The 22,500-nt window shown below is 66.3% G+C and carries 19 protein-coding genes and 1 tRNA gene; 15 read left to right on the top strand and 5 right to left on the bottom strand.

What is annotated here, in order from left to right; translation table 11 throughout:
* The first annotated feature begins 11 nt into the window (after window positions 1-11).
* From AUL38_RS10910 to AUL38_RS10900, 3 genes are all read left to right on the top strand, one after another.
* A complete protein-coding gene (locus AUL38_RS10910) occupies window positions 12-2,594 on the top strand; it encodes an RNA helicase (RefSeq protein WP_059062086.1) in 2,583 nt (860 codons plus the stop codon).
* 79 nt (window positions 2,595-2,673) lie between these two features.
* The gene (gene deoC / locus AUL38_RS10905; RefSeq protein ID WP_153006558.1) at window positions 2,674-3,363 is read left to right on the top strand and encodes a deoxyribose-phosphate aldolase; all 690 of its coding nucleotides are present in this window, start codon (window positions 2,674-2,676) and stop codon (window positions 3,361-3,363) included.
* A gap of 12 nt (window positions 3,364-3,375) precedes the next feature.
* Entirely contained in the window at window positions 3,376-3,912 is a 537-nt protein-coding gene (locus tag AUL38_RS10900; RefSeq protein WP_059062084.1) for a GNAT family N-acetyltransferase, read from the top strand.
* Window positions 3,913-3,944: 32 nt separating this feature from the next.
* Here AUL38_RS10900 and AUL38_RS10895 read toward each other — a convergent pair whose 3' ends face one another.
* The 4 genes from AUL38_RS10895 to AUL38_RS10880 all read right to left on the bottom strand — a co-directional run bounded on the left by AUL38_RS10895 (window position 3,945) and on the right by AUL38_RS10880 (window position 7,831).
* Window positions 3,945-4,727 (bottom strand): IclR family transcriptional regulator, encoded by a 783-nt coding sequence (locus AUL38_RS10895; protein ID WP_059062082.1) that lies wholly within the window; start codon window positions 4,725-4,727, stop codon window positions 3,945-3,947.
* A 115-nt stretch (window positions 4,728-4,842) separates the two neighbouring features.
* On the bottom strand, window positions 4,843-5,211 hold the full coding sequence (locus AUL38_RS10890) for a GntR family transcriptional regulator (RefSeq protein ID WP_059062114.1): 369 nt from the start codon (window positions 5,209-5,211) through the stop codon (window positions 4,843-4,845).
* Window positions 5,212-5,261: 50 nt separating this feature from the next.
* Window positions 5,262-6,689, bottom strand: a complete 1,428-nt coding sequence (locus AUL38_RS10885) for an APC family permease (RefSeq protein ID WP_059062079.1) — start codon at window positions 6,687-6,689, stop codon at window positions 5,262-5,264.
* Window positions 6,690-6,718: 29 nt separating this feature from the next.
* Window positions 6,719-7,831 (bottom strand): alcohol dehydrogenase catalytic domain-containing protein, encoded by a 1,113-nt coding sequence (locus AUL38_RS10880; RefSeq protein WP_059062112.1) that lies wholly within the window; start codon window positions 7,829-7,831, stop codon window positions 6,719-6,721.
* A 138-nt stretch (window positions 7,832-7,969) separates the two neighbouring features.
* Here AUL38_RS10880 and AUL38_RS10875 point away from each other — a divergent pair, with 138 nt between their 5' ends.
* Window positions 7,970-9,418 (top strand): CdaR family transcriptional regulator, encoded by a 1,449-nt coding sequence (locus tag AUL38_RS10875; RefSeq protein ID WP_059062077.1) that lies wholly within the window; start codon window positions 7,970-7,972, stop codon window positions 9,416-9,418.
* Window positions 9,419-9,440: 22 nt separating this feature from the next.
* On the opposite strand, the gene AUL38_RS10870 is transcribed toward AUL38_RS10875, so the two are convergent.
* Window positions 9,441-10,553, bottom strand: coding sequence for a zinc-binding dehydrogenase (locus AUL38_RS10870; protein ID WP_059062075.1), 1,113 nt, complete (start codon window positions 10,551-10,553; stop codon window positions 9,441-9,443).
* A 156-nt stretch (window positions 10,554-10,709) separates the two neighbouring features.
* Between AUL38_RS10870 and AUL38_RS10865 the strand changes: the two genes are divergently transcribed.
* The 11 genes from AUL38_RS10865 (at window position 10,710) to AUL38_RS17895 (ending at window position 22,138) form a co-directional block, all read left to right on the top strand.
* Entirely contained in the window at window positions 10,710-11,669 is a 960-nt protein-coding gene (locus AUL38_RS10865; protein ID WP_059062073.1) for a Ppx/GppA phosphatase family protein, read from the top strand.
* A gap of 184 nt (window positions 11,670-11,853) precedes the next feature.
* The gene (locus AUL38_RS10860; protein ID WP_059062071.1) at window positions 11,854-12,954 is read left to right on the top strand and encodes a BMP family protein; all 1,101 of its coding nucleotides are present in this window, start codon (window positions 11,854-11,856) and stop codon (window positions 12,952-12,954) included.
* A 118-nt stretch (window positions 12,955-13,072) separates the two neighbouring features.
* On the top strand, window positions 13,073-14,587 hold the full coding sequence (locus AUL38_RS10855) for an ABC transporter ATP-binding protein (protein WP_059062069.1): 1,515 nt from the start codon (window positions 13,073-13,075) through the stop codon (window positions 14,585-14,587).
* Window positions 14,584-15,846, top strand: a complete 1,263-nt coding sequence (locus AUL38_RS10850; protein ID WP_059062067.1) for an ABC transporter permease — start codon at window positions 14,584-14,586, stop codon at window positions 15,844-15,846. The genes AUL38_RS10855 and AUL38_RS10850 overlap by 4 nt, the downstream gene beginning before the upstream one ends.
* Entirely contained in the window at window positions 15,843-17,132 is a 1,290-nt protein-coding gene (locus AUL38_RS10845) for an ABC transporter permease (RefSeq protein ID WP_059062065.1), read from the top strand. The genes AUL38_RS10850 and AUL38_RS10845 overlap by 4 nt, the downstream gene beginning before the upstream one ends.
* Window positions 17,133-17,134: 2 nt before the next feature.
* On the top strand, window positions 17,135-17,536 hold the full coding sequence (locus AUL38_RS10840) for a cytidine deaminase (RefSeq protein ID WP_059062063.1): 402 nt from the start codon (window positions 17,135-17,137) through the stop codon (window positions 17,534-17,536).
* A 52-nt stretch (window positions 17,537-17,588) separates the two neighbouring features.
* A complete protein-coding gene (locus AUL38_RS10835; protein WP_059062062.1) occupies window positions 17,589-18,893 on the top strand; it encodes a thymidine phosphorylase in 1,305 nt (434 codons plus the stop codon).
* A 113-nt stretch (window positions 18,894-19,006) separates the two neighbouring features.
* A tRNA-Gln gene (locus tag AUL38_RS10830) sits at window positions 19,007-19,081 on the top strand.
* A gap of 212 nt (window positions 19,082-19,293) precedes the next feature.
* On the top strand, window positions 19,294-20,130 hold the full coding sequence (locus tag AUL38_RS10825) for a hypothetical protein (protein ID WP_059062060.1): 837 nt from the start codon (window positions 19,294-19,296) through the stop codon (window positions 20,128-20,130).
* A gap of 136 nt (window positions 20,131-20,266) precedes the next feature.
* The gene (locus tag AUL38_RS10820; RefSeq protein WP_059062058.1) at window positions 20,267-21,979 is read left to right on the top strand and encodes a long-chain-fatty-acid--CoA ligase; all 1,713 of its coding nucleotides are present in this window, start codon (window positions 20,267-20,269) and stop codon (window positions 21,977-21,979) included.
* A 30-nt stretch (window positions 21,980-22,009) separates the two neighbouring features.
* Window positions 22,010-22,138 (top strand): hypothetical protein, encoded by a 129-nt coding sequence (locus tag AUL38_RS17895; RefSeq protein WP_255355610.1) that lies wholly within the window; start codon window positions 22,010-22,012, stop codon window positions 22,136-22,138.
* Window positions 22,139-22,500: the final 362 nt, after the last annotated feature.

Here is a 22,500-nt window from a genome sequence, read left to right as displayed (position 1 = left end):
AAGGACACGCGATGAGTCTTGCGCGCCAGCTCGACGAGATCACCCGATCTGGGGGGATCCCGTCTGCCGACGAGACCTTCGCAGCCTTCGAAGAGTGGGCGTGGGAAGAGCGTGGGCTTAGGCTCTACCCAGCACAGGAAGAAGCCATCCTCGGGATGACCCTCGGGGCAAACGTCGTGCTCGCGACGCCGACTGGCACGGGCAAGAGTCTCGTCGCGCTCGGCGCGCACTTCGCCGCACTGTCCGAGGGGCGCCGCACCGCGTACACGGCGCCGATCAAGGCACTGGTGAGCGAGAAGTTCTTCGAGCTGGTGGCGGTATTCGGCGCAGACCGGGTCGGCATGATCACGGGAGATACCGCGATTAACGCCGATGCGCCGATCATCTGCTGCACGGCGGAAATCATCGCAAACCTGGCGCTGCGCGACCGCGACGCGAACGGCATCACGCAGGTCGTGATGGACGAGTTCCACTTCTACGCCGACCCCGACCGCGGCTGGGCCTGGCAGGTGCCGCTGCTCCTCATGGCGGACGCGCAGTTCCTGCTCATGTCTGCGACGCTCGGTGACGTCACTGAACTTGCCGACGATCTCAGCAGGCGCACCGGCCGCGACACCGAGCTCGTCACCGGTGTCGAGCGTCCCGTACCGCTCGAGTTCACGTACGCGGTCGCGCCGACCCACGAGGTCGTCGAGCAGCTCGTGGCGGATCGCGAGACCCCGGCGTACCTGGTGCACTTCAACCAGTCGCACGCTGTCGAGCAGGCGCAGGCACTCTCGAGCCTGAAGCTCGTTGATCGCGCCGGGCGCGACGAGATCGCGGAGGCGATCGGAACGTTCCGGTTCTCGGCGGGCTTCGGCCAGACCCTGTCTCGGCTCGTGCGCTCCGGCATCGGCGTGCACCACGCCGGCATGCTGCCGAAGTACCGCAGGCTTGTTGAGCAGCTCGCACAGCGCGGCCTGCTCAAGGTGATCTGCGGCACGGACACCCTCGGGGTAGGCATCAACGTGCCGATCCGCACGGTCGTCATCACCGCGCTCACGAAATACGACGGACAGAAGATGCGCAGGCTCTCCGCCCGCGAGTTCCACCAGATCGCGGGTCGCGCGGGCCGCGCAGGGTTCGACACCGAGGGCGACGTCATCGCGCTCGCGCCCGAGTTCGAAGTCGAGAACGTGCGCGCCGCCGCGAAGGCCGCGGCGAAGGCGACCGGCGGCAAGAAAGCGAAACCCGCCAAGAAGAAGTCCCCGCCGCAGGGCTTCGTCGCCTGGACGGAGCAGACCCTCGACAAACTCGTCGCTGCTTCGCCCGAGCCGCTGGTGAGCCGCATGCGGATCACCCACGCGATGGTGCTCGGCGTCATTGGCCGCGGCGAGGAATACGAGGGCGATGCGCTGGATACCCTCCGCACGCTCGTATTCGACAGCCACGAACCCCGCGCAGCGCAGTTCGCGCACGCCCGCACCGCCATCGACATCTTCCGCACGCTCGTGCGCGGCGACATCGTCGAGTACCACGTCGACGGTCGCGGCCAGCGCCTGCTCCGGCTCACGATCGATCTGCAGTCGAACTTTGCCCTGAACCAGCCGCTGTCGCCCTTCGCGCTCGCCGCGCTCGAACTCCTCGAACCAGAGTCTCCCAGCTACGCGCTCGACGCGATCTCGGTCATCGAGGCCACGCTCGAGGATCCGCGTGCGATCGTCCGCGCGCAGGAGCACCGGGCGCGCGGCGAAGCGATCGGCCAGATGAAGGCCGACGGGATCGAATACGAGGAGCGGATGGAGCTCCTCGAGGAGATTACCCACCCGCAGCCCCTCAAGGAGCTGCTCGGGGAAGCCTTCGAGGCGTACCTCAAGGAGGTGCCGTGGGCGCGTGACTACGAGTTGCGCCCCAAGTCCGTCGTGCGTGACATGATCGAGCGGGCCTTCGGCTTCCGGGATCTCGTGAACTACTACGGGCTCGGCCGCTCGGAGGGCGGGGTGCTGCGTTACCTCAGTGACGCGTACCGCGCGCTCGAGCGCACGGTGCCCGAGGCGGCGAAGACCGACGAGCTCGACGAGATCATCGACTGGCTCGGCGAGCTCGTGCGGCAGGTCGACTCGAGCCTCGTCGACGAATGGACCGAACTCTCCAACCCCGATATCGCGGCCGAACTCGCGACGCGTCACGGCTCCGACGAGGCGGCGCTCGTCGGCCCGCCGCCCGCCCGGTCGCTGCTCGCCAACGAGCGCGCCTTCCTCGTGATGGTGCGCAACACGCTCTTCCGGCGCGTGCAGGCCGCGGCGTTCGAAAAGTACGACGAGCTCGAAGAACTCGACGCCGCCCACGGCTTCGGGGTGCAGAAGTGGCGTGACGCGCTCGACGGCTACTTCACCGAGTACGACGAGATCCGGGTCGACGCCGATGCGCGGGCGGCCGGGCTGCTCAGCCTCGACCGGTCGATGGCGGAGCAGGGTGTCTGGGAGTTCCGCCAGGTACTCCTCGACCCAGCAGGCGACCGTGACTGGGCGATCGAGGGCGAGATCGATCTCGGCGAGTCCGAGCTTGAAGGCGAGCCAGTCGTCCGAGTGACCCGGGTGGGGCCGACGGTCTGACACTCCCAGCGGCGGTGGGATGCTGCGAGTATGCCCCGCCAACTCGCGCGGACGACTGCGGCTATCTAGACTCAAAGCTATGACTCTTGCGGCATTGACCACTGAACACTTCCTTGCGAACGCGGACCACACGCTGCTCGCCCCTCCGACCACCGCCGCAGAGCTCGACGCGTTCCTCACGGACGCCGCCGCGCTGGGCGTGAAGCGCGTCTGCGTGAGCCCGTCGCTGCTCCCGGTCGACAAGCGCGGCCTCGGGATCGTCACCGTCGTCGGGTTCCCGTCAGGCGTGCACAAGGCCGAGGTGAAGGCATTTGAGGCAGCGCAGGCTGTCGCGGACGGCGCAGACGAGGTCGACATGGTCGTGAACCCCGCGCTCGTGCACGCGGGCGAGTGGGAAGCGCTCGCAGCAGAGATTCGCACCGTGCGGGCCGCATGCCCGGACAGCGTGCTGAAGGTCATCATTGAGAGCGCCTCGCTTACCGACGAGCAGATCGTTGGCTGCTGCAAGGCCTCCGAAGCGGCCGGCGCCGACTTCGTGAAGACCTCGACCGGGTTCAACGCGGCAGGCGGTGCAAGCGTGCACGCGGTCCGGATCATGGCAGAGACCGTCGGCGATCGCCTCGGCGTGAAGGCCTCGGGCGGCATCCGCGACGCCGAGACGGCTCGCGAGCTCTGGGCTGCTGGCGCGACGCGCTTCGGTGTCTCCGCGACCGGCGCGATCGTTGCCGGTTGGGACTCTGCCGCGGCAGCTGAGGGCTCCGGCTACTAAAACATGCGTGCGGTGCCGGTCGAGATTCGGGCAGCTGCGGGCTTCGATCCCGCGCTGCACGGCGAGATCGAAGCCGCCGCGGACGAGCTCTTCCGGGGGCACTTCGGGGTGCTCCCGTGGGATGAGAACGCCGCGGGCCCTGCCGAGGACGGGCACCGTGAGCGCCTCATCGAAGCCGTCGAAGACGGCAAGGTGCTCGGCTTCGCCAGGCTGCTCGAGGTCGGAGAGTTCCTCCACCTCGAGCAGCTCTCGGTGCGCCCGGACCGCGCCAGGCGGGGGATCGGGGCCGCGCTGGTGGCCGCGGTGCTCACGGACGCCGCCGCGCGCGGTGTTCGCGCGGTGACGCTCCGCACCTTCGCCGATGTTCCCTGGAACGCGCCGTTTTACGAGCGCTGTGGGTTCCGTACCGTGACTGATGCGCCGAGCCGATTCCATACTGAGCTCGTGCATACGGAGGCGCGCATGGGGTTGCTTGAGCACGGTGAACGGGTGCACATGATTGCGACGCCCGCCGACACGCCCGCGGCGCCGAGCTCGCGCCGAACTTGACCAGCGCCGGGCTGACCTAGGGCCGGGCTGACCTAGCGCCGGGCGCCGAGGAGTTCTGAGATCTCAGCCGCCGCGCTGACCGCACGCTCCGCGAACCGTTCGATCGCGGCATCGGGGTGCGAGACAACCAGCGATGAGATCGAGAGCCCGTACACCGGCTCGCCCCGATGGTTGAAGATTGGGGCTGAGACGCAGACGGTGCCGACCTCGTGCTCGCCAAGATCGAGCGCGTAGCCGCGCTTGCTCGCGCGCCCGAGATCCTCAATGAGATCGTCGACCACCGTGAGGGTGGCATCGGTGTGCGCGGGGAGCCCGGTGTGCTCCGCATAGTCGCGCACCTCGGTGACGTCACGTTGCGAGAGCACCGCTTTGCCGACCCCTGTGGTGTGCAGCGGCGCCGAGAGCCCGACCCGAGAGCGCACCCGGTAGGGGCGCAGCGACTCGGCGCCGAACACGAAGTCCACCGTTTCGGGGCCGACTTCGGCAAGGTGCACCGTGCACTGCGTGTCTGCAACGAGGTCTTCGATGACGGGCCGCGCGAGGGCGACGACGTCGAGCTCCGTGAGCGTGCGTCCGGCGAGGTGAGTGAATCGTCGCCCAGCACGGAAGCCGTGCTCCGCGTCGCCGGTGATGAAGCCAGCCGCGATGAGCATCGCGAGGATGCGGTGGACGGTCGACTTGGGAAGTTGGGCGGCCTCAACGATGTCGGTGAAGCGGCTGTTCAAGAGCGCAGCCTCGAGCACAGCGAGTGTCTTTTCGCTCGCGGTCTGTGGTCGTGGTGAGTAGCCCCCAGACACCTGGCCATCGCGCTCCATCAGCACCCTTTCGTCAGTCTTTCAAGCGTACTGTTCCCGCCTGACCGACACTCCGTGCTCGGAGAATTCTTGGGGATTTCGCTAGGAGCGTTGGGCTCCGAACAACTGTGCCCGACTACAGGGCGCCGTACGCGTCTCCGAGCAGCGCCAGGGCGCGGTCTCGATCCACACCGAGCTCGGTGAGGGATCGGGCCGCGCCCTGCGCGATCTCGCGCGCTCGCGCCTCGACCGGATCGTCGCCCAGGCGCACGAACGTGCCTGCGCGCCCGCGCCCCTCAACCACGCCAGCCTCCTCGAGGGAACGATACGCCGATGCGACGGTGTTCGTGGCGATGCTCAGCTCCGCGGCAAGCGCGCGGACGGTCGGCAGCCGGGACCCGGGCGCGAGCTCGCCAGCGGCCACCGCGGCGATGACGGCATCGTGGAGCTGCCGGAATGGGGGCACTGCGGAGTCTGGATCCAGGGCAAGCACAAAGCGGGTCATAGCGCCCAGCATAAAGCCCGACGCCATGACCCGCTCCGTGTTGCGGAGGATTAGCCGATGCCGGCCATCTCCTCGACGTGTGTCTTGCCGATGCGGCCGAGCACTGCAGGCTGCTTCGCCTTGATCCACCAGTACCGCGAGAACGCGATGAGCATCGTCGCCAGGAAGATGTACGGGATCACGTTGATCGGGAACACCGGCACCGGGTAGACGTTCGCGATGAACACGTACGCCATGGCGAGGACAGCGATGACCGCGGTCACCCACACGAGGCGGTTCTTGATGCCCTCGCGGGTGGTGTACACGACACCTGCAATCGCGACGAGCGAGTACGCCACCATGTAGCCGTAGGTGCCGTAGGTGTCGACCCACACGGTGATGTCCATCGGGTGCGTGCCCATGAGCAACAGGATGATGTCGAGCACGATCGCGGCGGGGCCCGCGATGAGCAGCACCCGGGGCGGGGGGGGGTGGGTCTCGTGCGTGCGGCCGAAGCGCTCGGGCACCATGCCTTCCTTGCCCATGACGTAGAGGATGCGGCCGACTACGTTGAGCGGAGCAACGACGACGGCGAAGAACGATGCCGCGACACCGAACACGAGGATCGGGGTGAACCAGCCGGGCATGTTCACCTTCTCGGCGACTGCCTGGAGCGGGCTCGCGACCGTGCCGAGTTCGTCACCGAGCACTGCGATCTGCGTGTAGGCGGCGAAGACGTAGAGCACGCCGACGGCGACGGCGCTCCACATGATCGCACGTGGGATTGCCTTCTTCGGATCCTTCGCTTCGCGGCCGAGCGCGTCAGCCGAGGAGAAGCCAACGAAGCCGAGGATGCCGAGCACCATGCCTGCTGCGACGCCCTGGAAGGGGACGCCCTCGAACCTGAATTGCGACGGATCCCATGCCGCATCGCCGAGCACGATGAGCGCGGTGATGAGGAGCACGAGGATGATCGCGACCGAGAGCAGCTCGAGCACGAGCGAGATGCGGGCCGAGACCCGGATGCCGCGGATCGTGAAGAACGTCGCGCCGCCGCCGATGATCACGGCGAGCGCGATGAGCCAGGGCAGGCTGCCGGCGGACTCGACGCCGAAGATCACGAGCAGATCAGACATGTACGACACGGCGCCGCCCAGCGAGCCTGCCGCGATGCCCCACGAGCCGATGAGCAGCGCGACGCCCGCTGCGAACGCGCCGGCCGGGCCGAGGCCCTGCGCGACGTAGGTGTACAGCGAGCCGGCCGAAGCGTGACGCTTCGCGAACATGCTGATGATGTATCCGACACACAGAATGACGATCGTGGCGAGCACGAACGCAAACATGGTGCCGCTTCCGGCGCCGAGGAAGATTGACGCGGCGGTGAACGCGATGACCGCGCTCGGCGCGATGCTTGCGATGGCCTGAGCCGCAAGCTCGGGGCCAGACATGACCCCTTCGCGAAGGCCGGCGTCGACCTTCTGGGTAGTGGACTGCGACATGCAACTCTCCTTTGAGATGTTGTGAAGTGTTATGGAATGAGGAGCGTGCGGAGCACGCCACCCGAAGCGAGATCGTCGAGCGCTTCAGCAGCCTCGTCGAGCGGACGGCGCCCCGAGATGAGCGGATCGAGCTTGAGCTGTCCGTCCATGTAGCGATCGACGAGCGCGGGGATATCGATCGAGGGGCGCACGGAACCGTAATTCGACCCGAGAATGCGCTGATCTGCTTCCGCGAGCACGAGCGGCTCGAACGAAGCCTTGGCGCCGGTCGGGGGGAGCCCGACGATGACGGCTGCGCCACCGAGCCCGAGCATCTGGATCGCCTGTTCCGTGGTCACGGTCCGGCCGATGGCGTCGAACGCGTAGTCGACGCCATCGGGGATGAGCTCGAAGAGCTGCTCGACCGCGTTCCCCTCGGACGCATCGATGCGGTCGGTCGCGCCGAACTGCATCGCCATGTCGGTCTTCTCGGGCACGACATCGATCGCAATGATCCGCTCGGCGCCCGCAAGCTTCGCGCCCTGCACGACGTTGAGGCCGACTCCGCCGCAACCAATGACGGCGACGATCGAGCCGGGCTCGACCGCCCCGGTGTTCATTACGGCGCCGACGCCGGTCGCGACGGCGCAGCCGACGACCGCGATGACATCGAGCGGGGCGTCGTCGCGCACCTTGATGGCGCCCGACGCCGGCACGACGACCTCCTCGGCGAACGATGAGACACCGAGGTAGTGGTGCAGCGACTCGGTGTCGCCGTCCTCCTGCTCGAGGCTCAGACGCGAGGTGCCGTCAAACAGCGATCCCTTCGCATTGATGACCTGCGCGACCTTCTGGCAGCGAGCCTCGTGCCCCTGCAGGCAGTACCGGCACTCGCCGCACGGCGGCACCCAGCTCAGAACAACGTGGTCGCCGACGGCGAGCGAGGTGACGCCCTCGCCGAGTTCGAGCACCACGCCGGAGCCCTCGTGACCCATGACCATCGGCGCGGGGGCTTCCCACTCGCCGCGCTTCACGTGCAGGTCAGAGTGGCAGACTCCGGCCGCGGCGATCTTCACCCGGACTTCGCCTGCCTTGGGCGGTGCGAGTGTGACGTCAGCGACGGCGACCCGGGTGTTGGGTTCCCGGAACACGACTGCTTTCATGTTTTCCTCCTCCATTGGGGTGCGCTCTCGTGGGCGCAAAAGTTCGTCCAGGAGATGGTAAGTATCTTTGGGGCGCAATGTCACTGCGCCAAGTGGTGAAAGCGTTTGGAGTGTTTCGTCACTTGGTACAGTTGATGCATGAGTTTTGACCTCCGTACCGTCACCCGGGTCGTCGGCGGCAGCTACGTCGACAACGGGATTCCCGACCACACGTCCTGCGAAGGGCTCGCCCGCGTCGGCGAATACGTCGTGGTAGCGAGCGCCGAATTTGCGACACTCGTCACGGGAAGCGTGGCGGAACTGCAGGCGAGGTTCGCGCAGGGCAGCGAGGCGGCAAAGGTCACCGCGCGTGCGGTGTTCGTCACGGATCAGGACACGCCACGACTCCGCAAAACCCTCGCTGCACACGGTATGAGTGCGGTGCTTGGGGCGACGACCGTGGAAGACGCACTCCACCTCAGGCTCGCCGCGCCCCTCGCCGACGACCGGGCAGCCTCCGACAGGCTCGTCGCTTCAGGAACGCGGGTGCTCACTCAGGTCGCGCGGCGCGGCGGCGCGACGGCCGTAATGGCGGAGCTCGCACATCGCATCGACGGCTGGGCGGTGCTGCTCGATGCGCACGGTCAGCTCATCGCGAGCGCGGGCGCGGGGCGACTGCACCTCGATGACGCCAAGGCGGTCGCCCTCGGCAAGCCGGTGCGCGTGCGCCACCCCGGGCTGCAAACCCACCAGGTGGGCTCGGATCTCGATTTCACCGGCTATCTTGTGGTTGCCTCGCGCTCGAGCGCGACCGGACGGATCCGCGACCTCGCCTCGCAAGCGGCGGCGCTGTTTGACCTCGTGCTGCGGACCCGAAACCCCTCGCTGACTGAGCACCTCGGCAGGGAGGCGCTGCTCGACATCCTCGAGGCCGGCGGCAGCGACGCCACCGACCTGCTGCGGCGCTGGGGCGTGCGTGAGGTAGAGCTCACCGCGTTCGTGCTCGGCACGCGAACGCGGACGGTCGACCTCGACCGGCTTGTCGAACGGTGGTGTGACGAACTCGGGGTGGAGCACCTCTTCGTTGAGGATCCGGGCCGCGTGCGCGGGTTCGTGCCCGAGCACCGCACCGCGGAGCTCGCGGATCGCGTCGAACGATTCGACTCGGTCGGGGCGAGTGCTCTGCACCTCGGCCTCGGGGCGCCCGCGAGTATCGACGCCTTGGGCCGCAGCTCCCTGCAAGCGCGGCAGGCGTTCGACGTCGCCCTCGACTCGGGGCAGGGCACGCAGCGGTACTCCGCGCTGCCGACCGTCGACTTTGTGCTCGACGCGATCTCCGCTGAGCAGCGCGTGCAACTCGGTGGAGTCCTCGACGACCTGCGTGATGCCGACGGCGGGCGCGGCGACCTCCTGACCACGCTGTTTGTGTTCCTCTCCGAACACGGCGCACACCGCGCAAGCGCCGCGCGCCTGGGGGTCCACCGCCAGACTCTCGTGTCCCGTATCCACCGCATCGAGGAGCTGTCGGGGTTGTCGATGGCTCGGCCCGACGATCGGGCGGCAGCCTGGCTCGCGCTCCGGGCCCTCGGGTTCGAGCCTCAGGCCTAGGCGTGGGGGACCCGCGCCGCCGCTAGGGGACCAGTAGGGTACGCAGCACGCCCCCGGCGGCGAGCTCGTCGAGCGCCGCAGCTGCCTCGGCTAGTGGGCGGCGGCCGGAGATGAGTGGGTCCAGCAGCAGCTCGTCCGACATGTACTTATCGACGAGCGCGGGAATGTCGACGGACGGGCGCACCGAACCGTAGTGGGAGCCGAGGATTCGCTGGCCGCCCATTGCGAGCACCAGCGGCTGGAAGGAGGCCGTCTCGCCGTCGGCAGGCAGCCCCACCACGACCGCGGTGCCGCCAATGCCGAGCATCGTCACCGCCTGTTCAGTGGTGGTGGGCCGCCCGATGGCGTCGAAGGCGTAGTCGACGCCGGTCGCCGCGAGCGCGAACACTTGCTCGAGCGTGTCGCCGCCCGCGGCGTTCACGGTGTGTGTCGCGCCGAACTGCCGCGCGGCGTCGAGCTTGTCTGCAACGACGTCGACCGCAATAATCTGCTCGGCGCCAGCGAGCCTTGCGCCCTGCACGATGTTCAGTCCGACCCCGCCACAGCCGATCACGACCACGCTCGAACCGGGTCGCACCTCAGCCGTGTTCGTGACCGCGCCGATGCCGGTCGCGACCGCGCATCCTACGACCGCGATCACATCGAGGGGAGCGTCTTCGCGAACCTTGATCGCGCCCGAGACGGGGACGACAACTTCCTCCGCGAACGCAGAGACGCCCAGAAAATGATGCAGCGTCGTTGACGACCCGTCCGCGCCAGCCGTGCTCAATCGCGAGCTGCCGTCAAACAGGGTGCCCTGCGCGTTGATGACAGTGGTGACGCGTTCGCAGTTCGATTGCTTACCCCGCAGGCAGTAGCGGCACTCGCCGCAGGGCGGCACCCAGCTGAGCACGACGTGATCGCCGACGGCGAGGCTGGTGACCCCCTCGCCGACTTCGGTCACGACTCCAGCGCCCTCGTGGCCCATGACGGGGGGGGCGGGGACCTGCCATTCCCCGCGCTGCACGTGCAGATCTGAGTGGCAGACGCCCGCTGCCACGACCCTGACGCGCACCTCGTTCGCCTTCGGCGGGGCAAGGGTGACGTCGGTGAGCGTAATCGGTGTGTCGGTGTCGGTGAAGACGACAGCTTTCATGGTGTTCCTCTCCGGTGAGGGGCCAGCTGGCGGCGCCGCAGCCCGCGTCGTGCCATCGTAAAACGCGGGGCGACTACTGTCACCCACTTTTCCCGCATTTGTGGGAACTGCCCGCTGAGTTCGGTTGTGCACTACCGGACGAATAGAATCACTCTCATGCGACTCGGAGTCATCGACGTAGGTTCGAATACCGTTCATCTCCTCGTGGTTGACGCGCACCCTGGCGCAAGCCCGAATCCGTACCACTCGCAGCGCTCGACGCTGCGCCTCATGCGCTACCTCGATGCCGACGGTGCGATCACTGAAGAGGGCGTGACCCGCATCATCGGTGCGATCGGGGACGCCGTGAAGACGGTGCAAGAGATCGGCGCTGATGACCTCCTGGCGACGGCAACTTCGGCGATCCGCGAGGCTGCGAACGGTGAAGAAGTGCTCGCGCGGATCGAGCGCGAAACCGGGCTGAAGCTCGACGTGCTCTCGGGCGAAGACGAAGCGCGGATCACGATGCTCGCGGTCCGCCGCTGGCTGGGCTGGTCGGCGGGGGAGATTCTGCTGTTCGATATCGGCGGCGGATCATTCGAGATCGCGCAGGGAGCGGACGAGTATCCCGACGTGCAGGTGTCCCTGCCGCTCGGCGCTGGTCGCTCAACGATCATGTACCTCCCCGAAGATCCGCCCAGCGCCGAGGGGATTTCGCGGCTGCGTGCCCACGCGCGCGAGGAGTTCACGAACGCGCGCAACGAGTTCTTCAAGGGGCGGCCGAAGCCGAAGCGCGTGGTCGGCACGTCGAAGACGATTCGCTCGCTTGCGCGGCTCATCGGTGGGCCGCCGGACCCGGCAACCGGGGATCTCGCCGAACTGCACTACGCCGGCCTCCGGGAGTGGGAGCCGACGCTGCGCGACATGCCTGGGTCGGTGCGAGAGTATCTGCCGGGCATCACGCCCGAGCGCGGCTACCAGATCATGGCGGGCGCGGTCGTGCTGCGCACCGCGATGAAGGTGTTCGACGTGTCGACGCTGACGATTTCGCCCTGGGCGCTGCGCGAGGGGATCGTGCTGCGCTACATCGACGCGCTTGACGGGCGGGGCACCGACCCTGTTTCCGACGAAGGGTGAGCTGCGGATTCAATTCTGCAGGGCTGTCTTCGCTGAGGAAAACGTTCCACTATTGAGGCTTTCATATCGGAATCGCAACCATTGCCGCCCAGAGCGTGCGTCATTGCGTATCCTGCTGTAGGAATACACTGTGAGTCAACAACCGCCCGCGGCTCGCGCGGGCGCATAACCAGGGGGGCATACTGTGACCATCTCCACTACTCAGAAGCTGATCGGCCTCACGGCCGCGGCTGGTCTTGTGCTCGGCCTTTCGGCCTGTGGCCAGGCACCCGAAGCCGAAGGCGGCTCGGATGTCGAGGCAGTGAAGGGCTTCCAGCCCTGCATGGTGTCTGACGAGGGCGGCTTCGACGACAAGTCGTTCAACCAGCTCGGCTACGAAGGCCTGCAGAAGGCGGCCGCTGAGCTCGACGTCAAGGTCATCGAGACCGAGTCGAAGAGCGCGAGTGATTACGCGGCCAACCTCGACGGCCTCGTCGATGCGGGCTGTACCTTCATTGTTTCGGTGGGCTTCATGCTCTCCGAGCCGACCGTGAACACCGCGAAGGCTAACCCCGACGTGCAGTTCGCGATCATCGACGACTGGGCAGACAACGACTTCGACGGCACCACCGATGCCCCGAACATCAAGCCGCTCGTGTTCGACACGGCACAGGCTGCGTTCCTCGGTGGCTACGCTGCTGCTGACCTTTCGGAGTCGGGCACGCTCGGTACCTTCGGCGGCGCAAAGATCCCGCCCGTCACCATCTTCATGGACGGCTTCCAGCTCGGCGCTGAGTACTACAACGAGCAGAACGACGCTGACGTGAAGGTCATCGGCTGGGACGTTGAGAAGCAGGACGGCCAGTTCACCGGCGAGTTCGCTGCGAACGACACCGCGAAGCAGATGGCCCAGGGTCTCCTCGACCAGGGCGCAGACGTGCTGCTCCCCGTCGGCGGTCCGGTCTACCAGTCGGCTGCCGAGGCAATCCGTGATTCGGGTGGCACCGCGGCCCTCATGGGCGTCGACGCGAACGTCTTTGACACCGACCCGAAGGTGCAGGACATCCTCTTCACCTCGATCATGAAGAGCATGGACATCGCCGTCTACGATGCGGCGATGGAAGCTGCTAAGGGCAACTTCAGCACCGACCCCTTCGTCGGCGTGCTTGAGAACGAGGGCGTCAGCCTCTCGGGCTTCAACTCCTTCGAGGACAAGGTCTCGGACGACCTCCAGGATCGTCTCGACAAGATCTCGGCAGACATCATTGCCGGCAAGATCAAGGTCGAGTCGCCTTCCTCACCGTAAGGCTGGAGCGGCGGGCCGGTGACTCGGTAACTTCCGAGTCACCGGCCCGTGCTATTTTTGTGCGCGGACTATGCTCCGGCCACTATCCACACCCATTGAACTTAGATAGATTGACGGCATGACGCTCGAACTGCGCGGAATCACGAAGCGATTCGGATCTTTCACCGCAAATGACCGCATCAACCTTGAGGTGCGACCCGGAGAAATCCACGCCCTGCTCGGGGAGAACGGCGCGGGCAAGTCCACGCTGATGAACGTGCTCTACGGCCTGTACCAGCCCGAGGAGGGCGAGATCCTCGTCGACGGCGTGCCGCAGCACTTTCGTGGCCCGGGCGACGCGATGGCAGCCGGAATCGGCATGGTGCACCAGCACTTCATGCTCGTGCCGGTATTCACCGTCGCCGAGAACGTGATGCTTGGCCACGAAACCACCAAGTTTGCCGGAGCCCTCGATCTCGCGAGCGCCCGCGCGCACGTGCGCGCCGTCGCCGACCGGTTCGGCTTCGAAGTGGATCCCGACGCCGTTGTCGAGGATCTCCCCGTCGGAGTGCAGCAGCGTGTCGAGATCATCAAGGCGCTTTCGCGTGACGCGAAGATTCTCGTGTTTGACGAGCCGACCGCCGTGCTCACCCCGCAAGAGACCGACGAACTCATGCAGATCATGCGGCAGCTCCGCAACGACGGAACCGCGATCGTGTTCATCACGCATAAGCTGCGCGAGGTGCGCGAGGTTGCAGACAGAATCACGGTGATCCGCCACGGCAAGGTCGTCGCGGAAGCTTCGCCCGAAGACTCGACGAACGAGCTCGCCTCGCTCATGGTGGGCCGCGCCGTCGAACTCACCGTGCAGAAGGGTGCCCCGAAGACTTCCGAGGGCGGGCTGAAGATCAGCGACCTCACCATCGCCGACGACACCGGCCACATCGTGGTGGATCGGGTCTCGCTCGAGGTGCGTCCCGGAGAGATCCTCGCGATCGCGGGGGTGCAGGGCAACGGGCAGACCGAGCTCGCCTCAGCGCTTGTTGGGCTGCAACAGGTCACCTCGGGAGAGATCACGCTCGGGGGCGAGAGCATTCTCGGCAAGCCGGTGAAGCAGATTATCGACGCTGGCGTCGCTTTCGTGCCGGAGGACCGCATCGAGGAAGGCCTGGTGGGCAGCTTCAGCGTCGCTGAGAACCTCATGCTCAACCGCACCACCGACCCGGCGTTTGTCTCCGGTGGCACGGTGAAGCGCGCCGCGCTCACCGAGTTCGCCGAGCAGAAGATCGAAGAGTACGACATCCGTACGCGCGGCCCACACTCGGCCGCCGGGAGCCTCTCGGGTGGCAACCAGCAGAAGGTAGTCATTGCGCGCGAACTCAGCCGTGACCTCAACCTGCTCGTCGCATCGCAACCGACCCGCGGCGTCGACGTCGGCTCAATCGAGTTCATTCACACCCGCATCGTCGAAACCCGTGATGCTGGAGTGCCCGTGGTGCTCGTCTCCACGGAGCTTGACGAAGTGTCTGCGCTCGCGGACCGCATTGCAGTGATGTACAAGGGAGCGGTGATCGGCATTGTGCCCGGTAACGCCTCGCGTGAGACCCTCGGCCTGATGATGGCCGGCGAAACCCCCGAAGGAGTTGCGGCGTGAGCGACCCCACCCAGCAGTCCGCCACGCAGGCGGCCCCCAGCCCTGAGCCAGTGAAAACCCTCGAGGCTCCCAGGCAGAACAAGCTCATCACCGAGCTGCTGTCGAGCTCGGTCACCACGACAGTGCTGGCGATTGTGCTCTCGATGGTCATCGGGGGTCTGCTCATAGGCTTCACTGACCCTGACGTGCAGAAGTCGGCAGGCTATTTCTTCAGCCGCCCAGGCGACACCCTGGTCGCGCTCTGGGACGCGATCGCAGGCGGCTACGCCGCACTGTTCCGTGGCTCGATCTTCAACTATGAAGCGCCCACGTTCCTGCGCGCAATCAAGCCCCTGTCAGACACCTTGAACTTCGCCACCCCGCTCATCGCGGCGGGCCTCGGCGTGGGCCTCGCGTTCCGCGTTGGCCTGTTCAATATTGGTGGCCGCGGCCAGATGCTCATGGGCGCCGCAGCCGCTGGCTTCGTGATGTTCGGCGTCAAACTGCCGTTCATCATCCACCTCCCGCTCGTGATCATCGCAGGTATCGCGGGTGGCGTGCTCTGGGGCGGCCTGGTCGGCTTCTTGAAGGCGCGCACCGGTGCCCACGAAGTGATTCTCACGATCATGACGAACTTCATCGCGTTCTACTTCATCGCCTGGCTGCTCTCGACGCCCGGTCTGCTCATGCGCCCGGGCGGCAACCAGCCGATCTCACCGGTCACCCCGGAGAGCGCAAAGTTCCCCCTCCTCTTTGGTGCACCGCTCACCACGAACTGGGGCTTCATCGTGGTGCTGCTCGCAGCCGTGTTCGTGTGGTGGCTCATGGAGCGTTCGGCGCTCGGCTTCCGAATGCGGGCGGTGGGGGAGAACCCACACGCCGCACGCGCAGCCGGCATCAAGGTTGAGCGTGTGATCTTCTATGCCATGGCCTTCGCGGGCGGTCTTGCTGGCCTTGCCGGTGTGAATCAGATCGCGGGCACCATTACCACCGGTTTCGGCAGTCACATCGACGCGGGCATCGGCTTCGATGCCATTACGGTGGCGCTGCTCGGGCGCTCGCGCGCAGGCGGAATCGTCGCGGCAGGTCTGCTCTTCGGAGCGCTGAAGGCCGGCAGCTTTACCATGCAGATCACGCAGCAGATCCCTGTAGACATCGTGCTCGTCGTGCAGGCACTCATCGTGCTCTTCATCGCGGCACCGCCGCTCGTGCGCACCGTGTTCGGCATGAAACGCTTTGACCGCATCCACGGCCTCCAGCAGAAGGGAGCCTCGGCATGAGCGCGGTTCACGAACTCACCGGCACCCACGTCGTCGTCGACGGCGCAGGCGTTGTCCGCACCCGCAGCATGAAGGCTCCGATCGCGTTCACCGTGGTCGCGATCATCGCCCTCGTGCTTGCGTTCCCCGGCGCTCGCGAGGGGCTGAGTAACTTCCGACTGAGCGACCGCACCCAGTCGTTCGCGCTGCCCGACATCGCGCTGCCGACCGTTCCCACGGTGATCGCCTGCGCGCTGCTGCTGGCAGCGATGGCTGGGCTGAGTTTCTGGTACGCCAGCCGCTACCGCCCCATCCCGCTGTGGTTCACGGTCGTGTTCGCGCTCGTAGGCGTTTTCCTGTTCCTTGCCTGGTCATCGGCCGGTGGCACCGTGCCCGTGACAGGTCTGTTGTTTGGCGCACTCTCGCTATCGGTTCCGCTGATCTTCGGCGCGCTCGGTGGCGTCATCGGCGAGCGCGTCGGTGTCGTGAACGTCGCCATCGAGGCACAGTTCCTGTTCGCGGCGTTCTCGAGCGCGCTCATCGCGTCGATCACCGGATCGTACGTAGCTGGCCTCATCGGCGCGATCGTTGCCGGTGCACTTGTCGCCGCGATCCTCGCCGTCTTCTCGATCACGTACGTCGTCGAACAGGTGATCGTCGGTGTCGTGCTCAACGTGCTCATCACCGGACTGACCAGCTTCCTGCACGGTGCGATCATGCAGCCCAACGCTGAGACGCTGAACACGCCGCCGCGATTCCCGCGGTGGGCGATCCCGGGCCTGAGCGAGATCCCCATTGTCGGGCCCGTCTTTTTCAACCAGACGCTCATCGTGTACCTTGCATACATCATCGTGCCGCTGGTCGCCTGGGCCCTATACCGCACCCGTTGGGGCCTCCGCCTTCGAGCGGTCGGCGAGCACCCGCAGGCCGCAGACACCGTCGGCATCAAGGTGAACCCGACTCGGTTCTGGAACCTGCTGCTCGCGGGCGGCATCGCCGGCATCGGCGGCGCCTACTTCACGCTCGGCTCGGTTGGCGCGTTCGATAAGGAAATGACCGGTGGGCTCGGCTTCATCGCCCTCGCCGCGGTCATCTTCGGCGGCTGGGACCCGTTGCGTGCGACGCTCGCTGCGCTGCTCTTCGGCTTCACGAAGAACCTTGAGACGCTGCTGAACAACCTCGGCTCGCCGATCCCGTCCGAATTTATGTCAATGCTGCCGTACGTCGTGACGATCCTCGCTGTCGTAGGGTTCGCCGGTCGCTCCCGCTCTCCAGCGGCAAGCGGCAAGGCGTACGTGAAGGGATAGTCGTGTCTGACATCGACTGGGCAGCGCTGCGCGAGGCCGCTATCGCCGCGCTCCCGCACGCCTACGTGCCGTACTCGAGGTATCCAGTGGGGGCCGCGGCCCTCACCGACAGCGGCCGCATTGTCTCCGGCTGCAACGTCGAGAACGCCTCGTACGGGCTCACGCTCTGTGCCGAGTGTGCCCTTGTCGGCGACCTGCACATGGGCGGCGGTGGCAAACTCGTCGCGTTCGTCTGCGTGAACGGCAAGGAAGAGACGATCATGCCGTGCGGGCGCTGCCGGCAGCTGCTCTACGAACACTCGGCTGAGGGCATGCTCCTCGAGACCGTGTCAGGCATCCGCACCATCGACGAGGTACTCCCTGACGCCTTCGGGCCGCGTGACCTCGAGCGGGTCGCCGAATAGTTGTATCTGCCGGCGCGCAGGCGCCGGTTCGTCTCCACGAAAGGACCTGAACATGAGTGTCGAGCCGTTTGACGCCGTTGACGTGATTCGCGCCAAGCGCGACGGGGGAGAGGTCCCAGAACCGGCACTCCGGTGGATGATTGATGCCTTCACGCGCGGGTATGTGTCCGAAGCGCAGATGGCATCGTTCGCGATGGCGATCTACCAGCGAGGCATGGTGCGCGACGAGATCCGCGTCCTGACCGACGCGATGATCAACTCGGGTGAGCGCATGAGTTTTGCCGGGCTCTCGAAGCCGACCGTCGACAAGCACTCGACCGGCGGCGTCGGCGACAAGATCACGCTGCCGCTCGCGCCGCTCGTCGCAGCCTTCGGGGTCGCCGTGCCGCAGCTGTCAGGCCGCGGCCTCGGCCACACGGGCGGCACCCTCGACAAGCTCGAAGCGATCCCCGGCTGGCAGGCGGCGCTCACGAACGACGCGCTGTTCGCGCAGCTCGACGGTGACGTGGGCGCGGTGATCTGCGCTGCGGGATCGGGCCTCGCGCCCGCCGACAAGAAGCTCTACGCGCTGCGGGACGTCACCGGCACGGTGGACTCGATCCCACTCATCGCCTCGAGCATTATGTCGAAGAAGATCGCGGAGGGCACGGGCGCGCTCGTGCTCGACGTGAAGTTCGGTTCGGGCGCCTTCATGCAGGACTACGCGATGGCCCGCGAGCTCGCCGAAACGATGGTCGCCCTCGGCACCGACTCAGGCGTGCGCACCTCTGCGTTGCTCACCGATATGAACGTGCCGCTCGGCCTCACGATCGGCAACGCGAACGAGGTGCGCGAGTCCGTCGAGGTTCTCGCGGGCGGCGGCCCAGCCGACGTGCGCGAACTCACCGTCGCGCTCGCCCGCGAGATGCTCGCCCTCGTTGGCCAGCCTGACGCGGACGTCGAAGCGGCCCTCGACGACGGGCGCGCGATGGACGTGTGGCGCAAGATGATCGCCGCCCAGGGTGGCGACCCCGACGCGCCGCTCCCCGTCGCCCCCGAGACGCACGTTGTTACCGCGCCCACCTCAGGAGTGATGTCGAAGCTCGAAGGGTTGCCGTTCGGCATCGCAGCGTGGCGACTGGGAGCGGGCCGGGCGCGCGCTGAGGATCCCGTAATCCACTCCGCCGGCATCGACCTGCACGCGAAGCCGGGCGACAGCGTGACCGCTGGGCAGCCCCTCTTCACGCTGTCCGCAGAGGACGCGGGGCGTTTCCCGCGCGCGCTCGAGGCGCTCGAGGGCGCGTGGGACATCGACGCTGCGGCGGCACCCGGAGCTTACGCTCGCGGGCCGCTCGTGCGCGACCACATCACGGGATAGGGCGCGGCGCGCGCGGCTTACACGCTGCGCGCGCCCCGTTTTGAAATCCGTGCGGTTACCGGGTAGAGTTATCTCTCGGTGCCGCAGCCCGAAAAGGTAGCGGATTTCCACTTTGGGATATGGTGTAATTGGCAACACTACGGTTTCTGGTACCGTCATTCTAGGTTCGAGTCCTGGTATCCCAGCCACAGAAAAGCCCCGGTTTCCGGGGCTTTTCGCGTTTCTTGACACGCGGCTCGTGTGCTCAGGCCTGCTCTCGGCGCGGGCCATGGGCGGGCAACTCTTCTGGCGACTTGATTTCGGCGACACGGTAGGCGATGGTGTCGTTATGACTGATCCGGGTCCTGAATCGCCGCCAGCTCGGCGTCCCCGTGGGAGCGCGGTTCAACTTGTGTGCGCGGTGGCGCTCGGTGCCATGGTCGCGGTGTACTGCGGGGTGCTGTTTTTCTCGGGCGCCTTTGCGGGTGCCTCGGTGCTGTGGGATCCGAACGATGCCGGAATGCTCGAGCGCTGGACCTCAGCGCTCGCCGACGCAGCCCAATCGATCGTGCGCCTCGCGCTTGTAGCGGTGGTCGTCATGGCCGCGCTTGCGGTGGTAGCGGTCGTTGCAGCCCTGCGCCGCAGCAAGATCTGGTTGAGATTCGGGATCGTCAGCGGCGCAATGCTCCTCGGGACGGTACTGGCAATGGGCTTTGCGTCGGGCAGCTCACTGTCCACAATCGTGAGAGTGACTCACGAGCGGATCGGGCCGGTGCGTCTTGTCCCAGACACTGGTGGTGCCGGGCTGGAGGCCTTGACGAACGGGGCCAAAGACCCCGCCCTCGAAGCGTTCTCCAGCGAGGACGCTGATCGGGAGATGCGGGTGCTCGTCGAAGCGGCAATGGCCGACTTCGGTGGGCTAGCGGCGACGGTCGAGGTCACCGGCGAGAAGCCCGTTGAATTCGACGCGATGCACCCACCAATCAAGACGCACAGCTGTGCGCCCGCGCAGCCGGAAGGGCTGGGGGAGCAGCTCACGCTCGCGTTTACGCTGCCCAGCGACGATGAGGGACGAGCGAAGCAGCGAGTCCTGGCAGCTTGGGCGCAAGCAGGCTACCTCGAAGCACTGGAAGACGGACAACGTGATAAGTCTGTTGCGACGAAGACGGGGGCGAGCGCCATGTATGCGATTTCAGTCGACGACCGTTTCACCATCGACGGCACGCTCACGATGCAGTTGGAGAGCCGCTGCCTGTGATCGCGGTGATGCCGTCGACCAGAGCGCCCGGTGGGGTTACGCACCTGCCGTGGGGTGGTGCGAGGCAATGGATGCGTTCTGGCGGATAGGGCACTGCCTAGGCTGGGGGTACACCGACGATAGGACGGCCAACACCATGACTACAGTTTTTGACGGGGCCCAGGCAAATGAGTCGCGCCCATGGCTGACTTCCTATGCCGAAGGCGTGCGCCCCGAAATTGATCCGGTGAGCCAGACTCTCCCCGAAGCGTTGCAGGCCAGCGCTCAGCGGTTTCCGAACCATGTCGCGCTCGAGTTCTTCGGGCGCACCACGAAGTACAAAGCACTGTACGAGCAAGTTGAACGTGCCGCCCTGGGGCTGCGCAAGCTTGGAGTGAAGGCAGGAGACCGGGTCGCGCTTGTCCTCCCCAATTGCCCGCAGCACGTTGTCGCATTCTATGCGGTGTTGCGACTGGGCGCAGTCGTCGTCGAACACAATCCCCTGTACACCGAACGCGAACTGCGCCATCAGTTTGAGGATCACGAAGCAACGCTCGCGATCGTCTGGGACGTTGCGAGCGAGAAAATCGATCGCCTGCCGGAGGATGTGCGGCCACAGAACATCGTCACCGTGAACATGACTAAAGAAATGCCAACGCTGCAACAGCTCGCTCTTCGGCTGCCAGTTCCGGCGGCTCGTGCCGCGCGAAAGAAGCTCACGGCGCGACCTGCCTCGAAGGCGATGCGGTCGTGGGAGTCGCTGCTGGGGAACCGGCTGCCAAAGCGCGTGGCGGGCCCGAAGCTCGACGACATTGCTGTGCTGCAGTACACCAGCGGGACGACGGGCAGGCCGAAGGGTGCGATCCTGACCCACGAGAACCTGCGAGCGAATGCGATGCAAGGCCGGGAATGGCTGCCGGGCCTGCGCGAGGGTGACGAGGTGTTCTACGGTGTTCTGCCGCTGTTTCATGCGTACGGGCTGACCCTGTGCCTCACCTTTGCGATGAGTATCGGTGCCCGTTTGGTGTTGTTCCCGACGTTTGACGTCGGCCTCGTGCAGAAGGCTGCGAAGCACTCGCCTCCGACGTTCCTGCCAGGGGTGCCACCTATCTACGACCAGCTGGCGCGCGCGGCAGTTCGCGGGGAGCTCGATCTCTCGACGGTGCGATTCGCGATCTCGGGGGCGATGCCGCTGCCGGTCTCGACAGTGCAGCGCTGGGAAGAGGTCACTGGGGGCCTGCTCGTCGAAGGGTACGGCATGACTGAGGCCTCGCCGGTTGCGCTCGGAAACCCCGCTGGCCCATCCCGTCGGCCCGGGTCCGTTGGCGTCCCGTTTCCGAGCACTGAGATTCGCGTGGTTGACCCCGACAACCCGGCGGTTGAGGTGGGTGTTGGAGAGCCGGGGGAACTCCTGCTCAGGGGCCCGCAGGTGTTCGCAGGGTACTGGAAGCGCCCGGAAGACACCGCGGAAACCCTGCTGCAAGACGGCTGGCTGCGCACCGGCGACATCGTCACCGTCTCGGCGGACGGGTTTGTGACGGTTGTTGACCGACGGAAGGAGCTGATCATCACCGGCGGCTTCAACGTGTCACCCTCTGAAGTTGAAGAGGTGCTGCTGTCGCACCCCGACATCGCGGACGCGGCGGTCGTGTCACTGCCACGCGGAGATGGGGCCGAGATGGTCGCGGCGGCGATTGTGACCCGGAGCGGTGCGCAACTCGAATCGGAGTCAGTGCGTACGTTCTGCCGCACCAGGCTCACGGCGTACAAGGTCCCCAAGCGGGTTGAGTTCGTCCCTGAGTTGCCACGATCGATGGTCGGAAAGGTGCTGCGACGCGAGGTGCGCGAGCTTCTGCTGACCAATCAGTGACATACGGCCAGAGCGAGAACCTGTGATCGCGTGTTGGTCGCCGCGGGCGACGACTCGGTGAAAGCTGAGCGCATCAGCTTCGATGAGATCCCCGATGGCCTCGGTCGCCTGAAGCGCGGCGAGGTGAACGGGCGACCCGTCGCCATACTCGATAACTAAGCAGTGCCGCACGTGTGCCGGCTGCCGGGAATCCGTTCCCGGCAGCCGGCGCTGTCGTGTGGTGGCGTCGTTTCTTGTCCGCTCCCGTAGCTCGCTGAGGGTGGTTTCGAACCTTCGGCCAGTGGGGTGACGTGGATTTCCGAGGATGCGTTCCGACCTCCGTGCCGAGCTCACCCGCTCGAGCGTTTGGCAGTGTGCGTGGCGCCCGGATTGATAGGGGAGAGCTGTGGGGATGAAACATCAGATCTTAGTTAGGTTAGGCTAACCTCAGAAAAGGTAGCCACGGCAACCCCTGCTTCGTCTGATGAATGAGAAGGTGGATTTACCCGCTCGAAGCGGGCCGACTACACGCCAGCTAACGC

This window comes from Leucobacter sp. G161, assembly GCF_001482305.1.
Taxonomy (GTDB): Bacteria; Actinomycetota; Actinomycetes; order Actinomycetales; family Microbacteriaceae; genus Leucobacter.
This window is presented reverse-complemented; position numbering and strand designations above follow the sequence as displayed.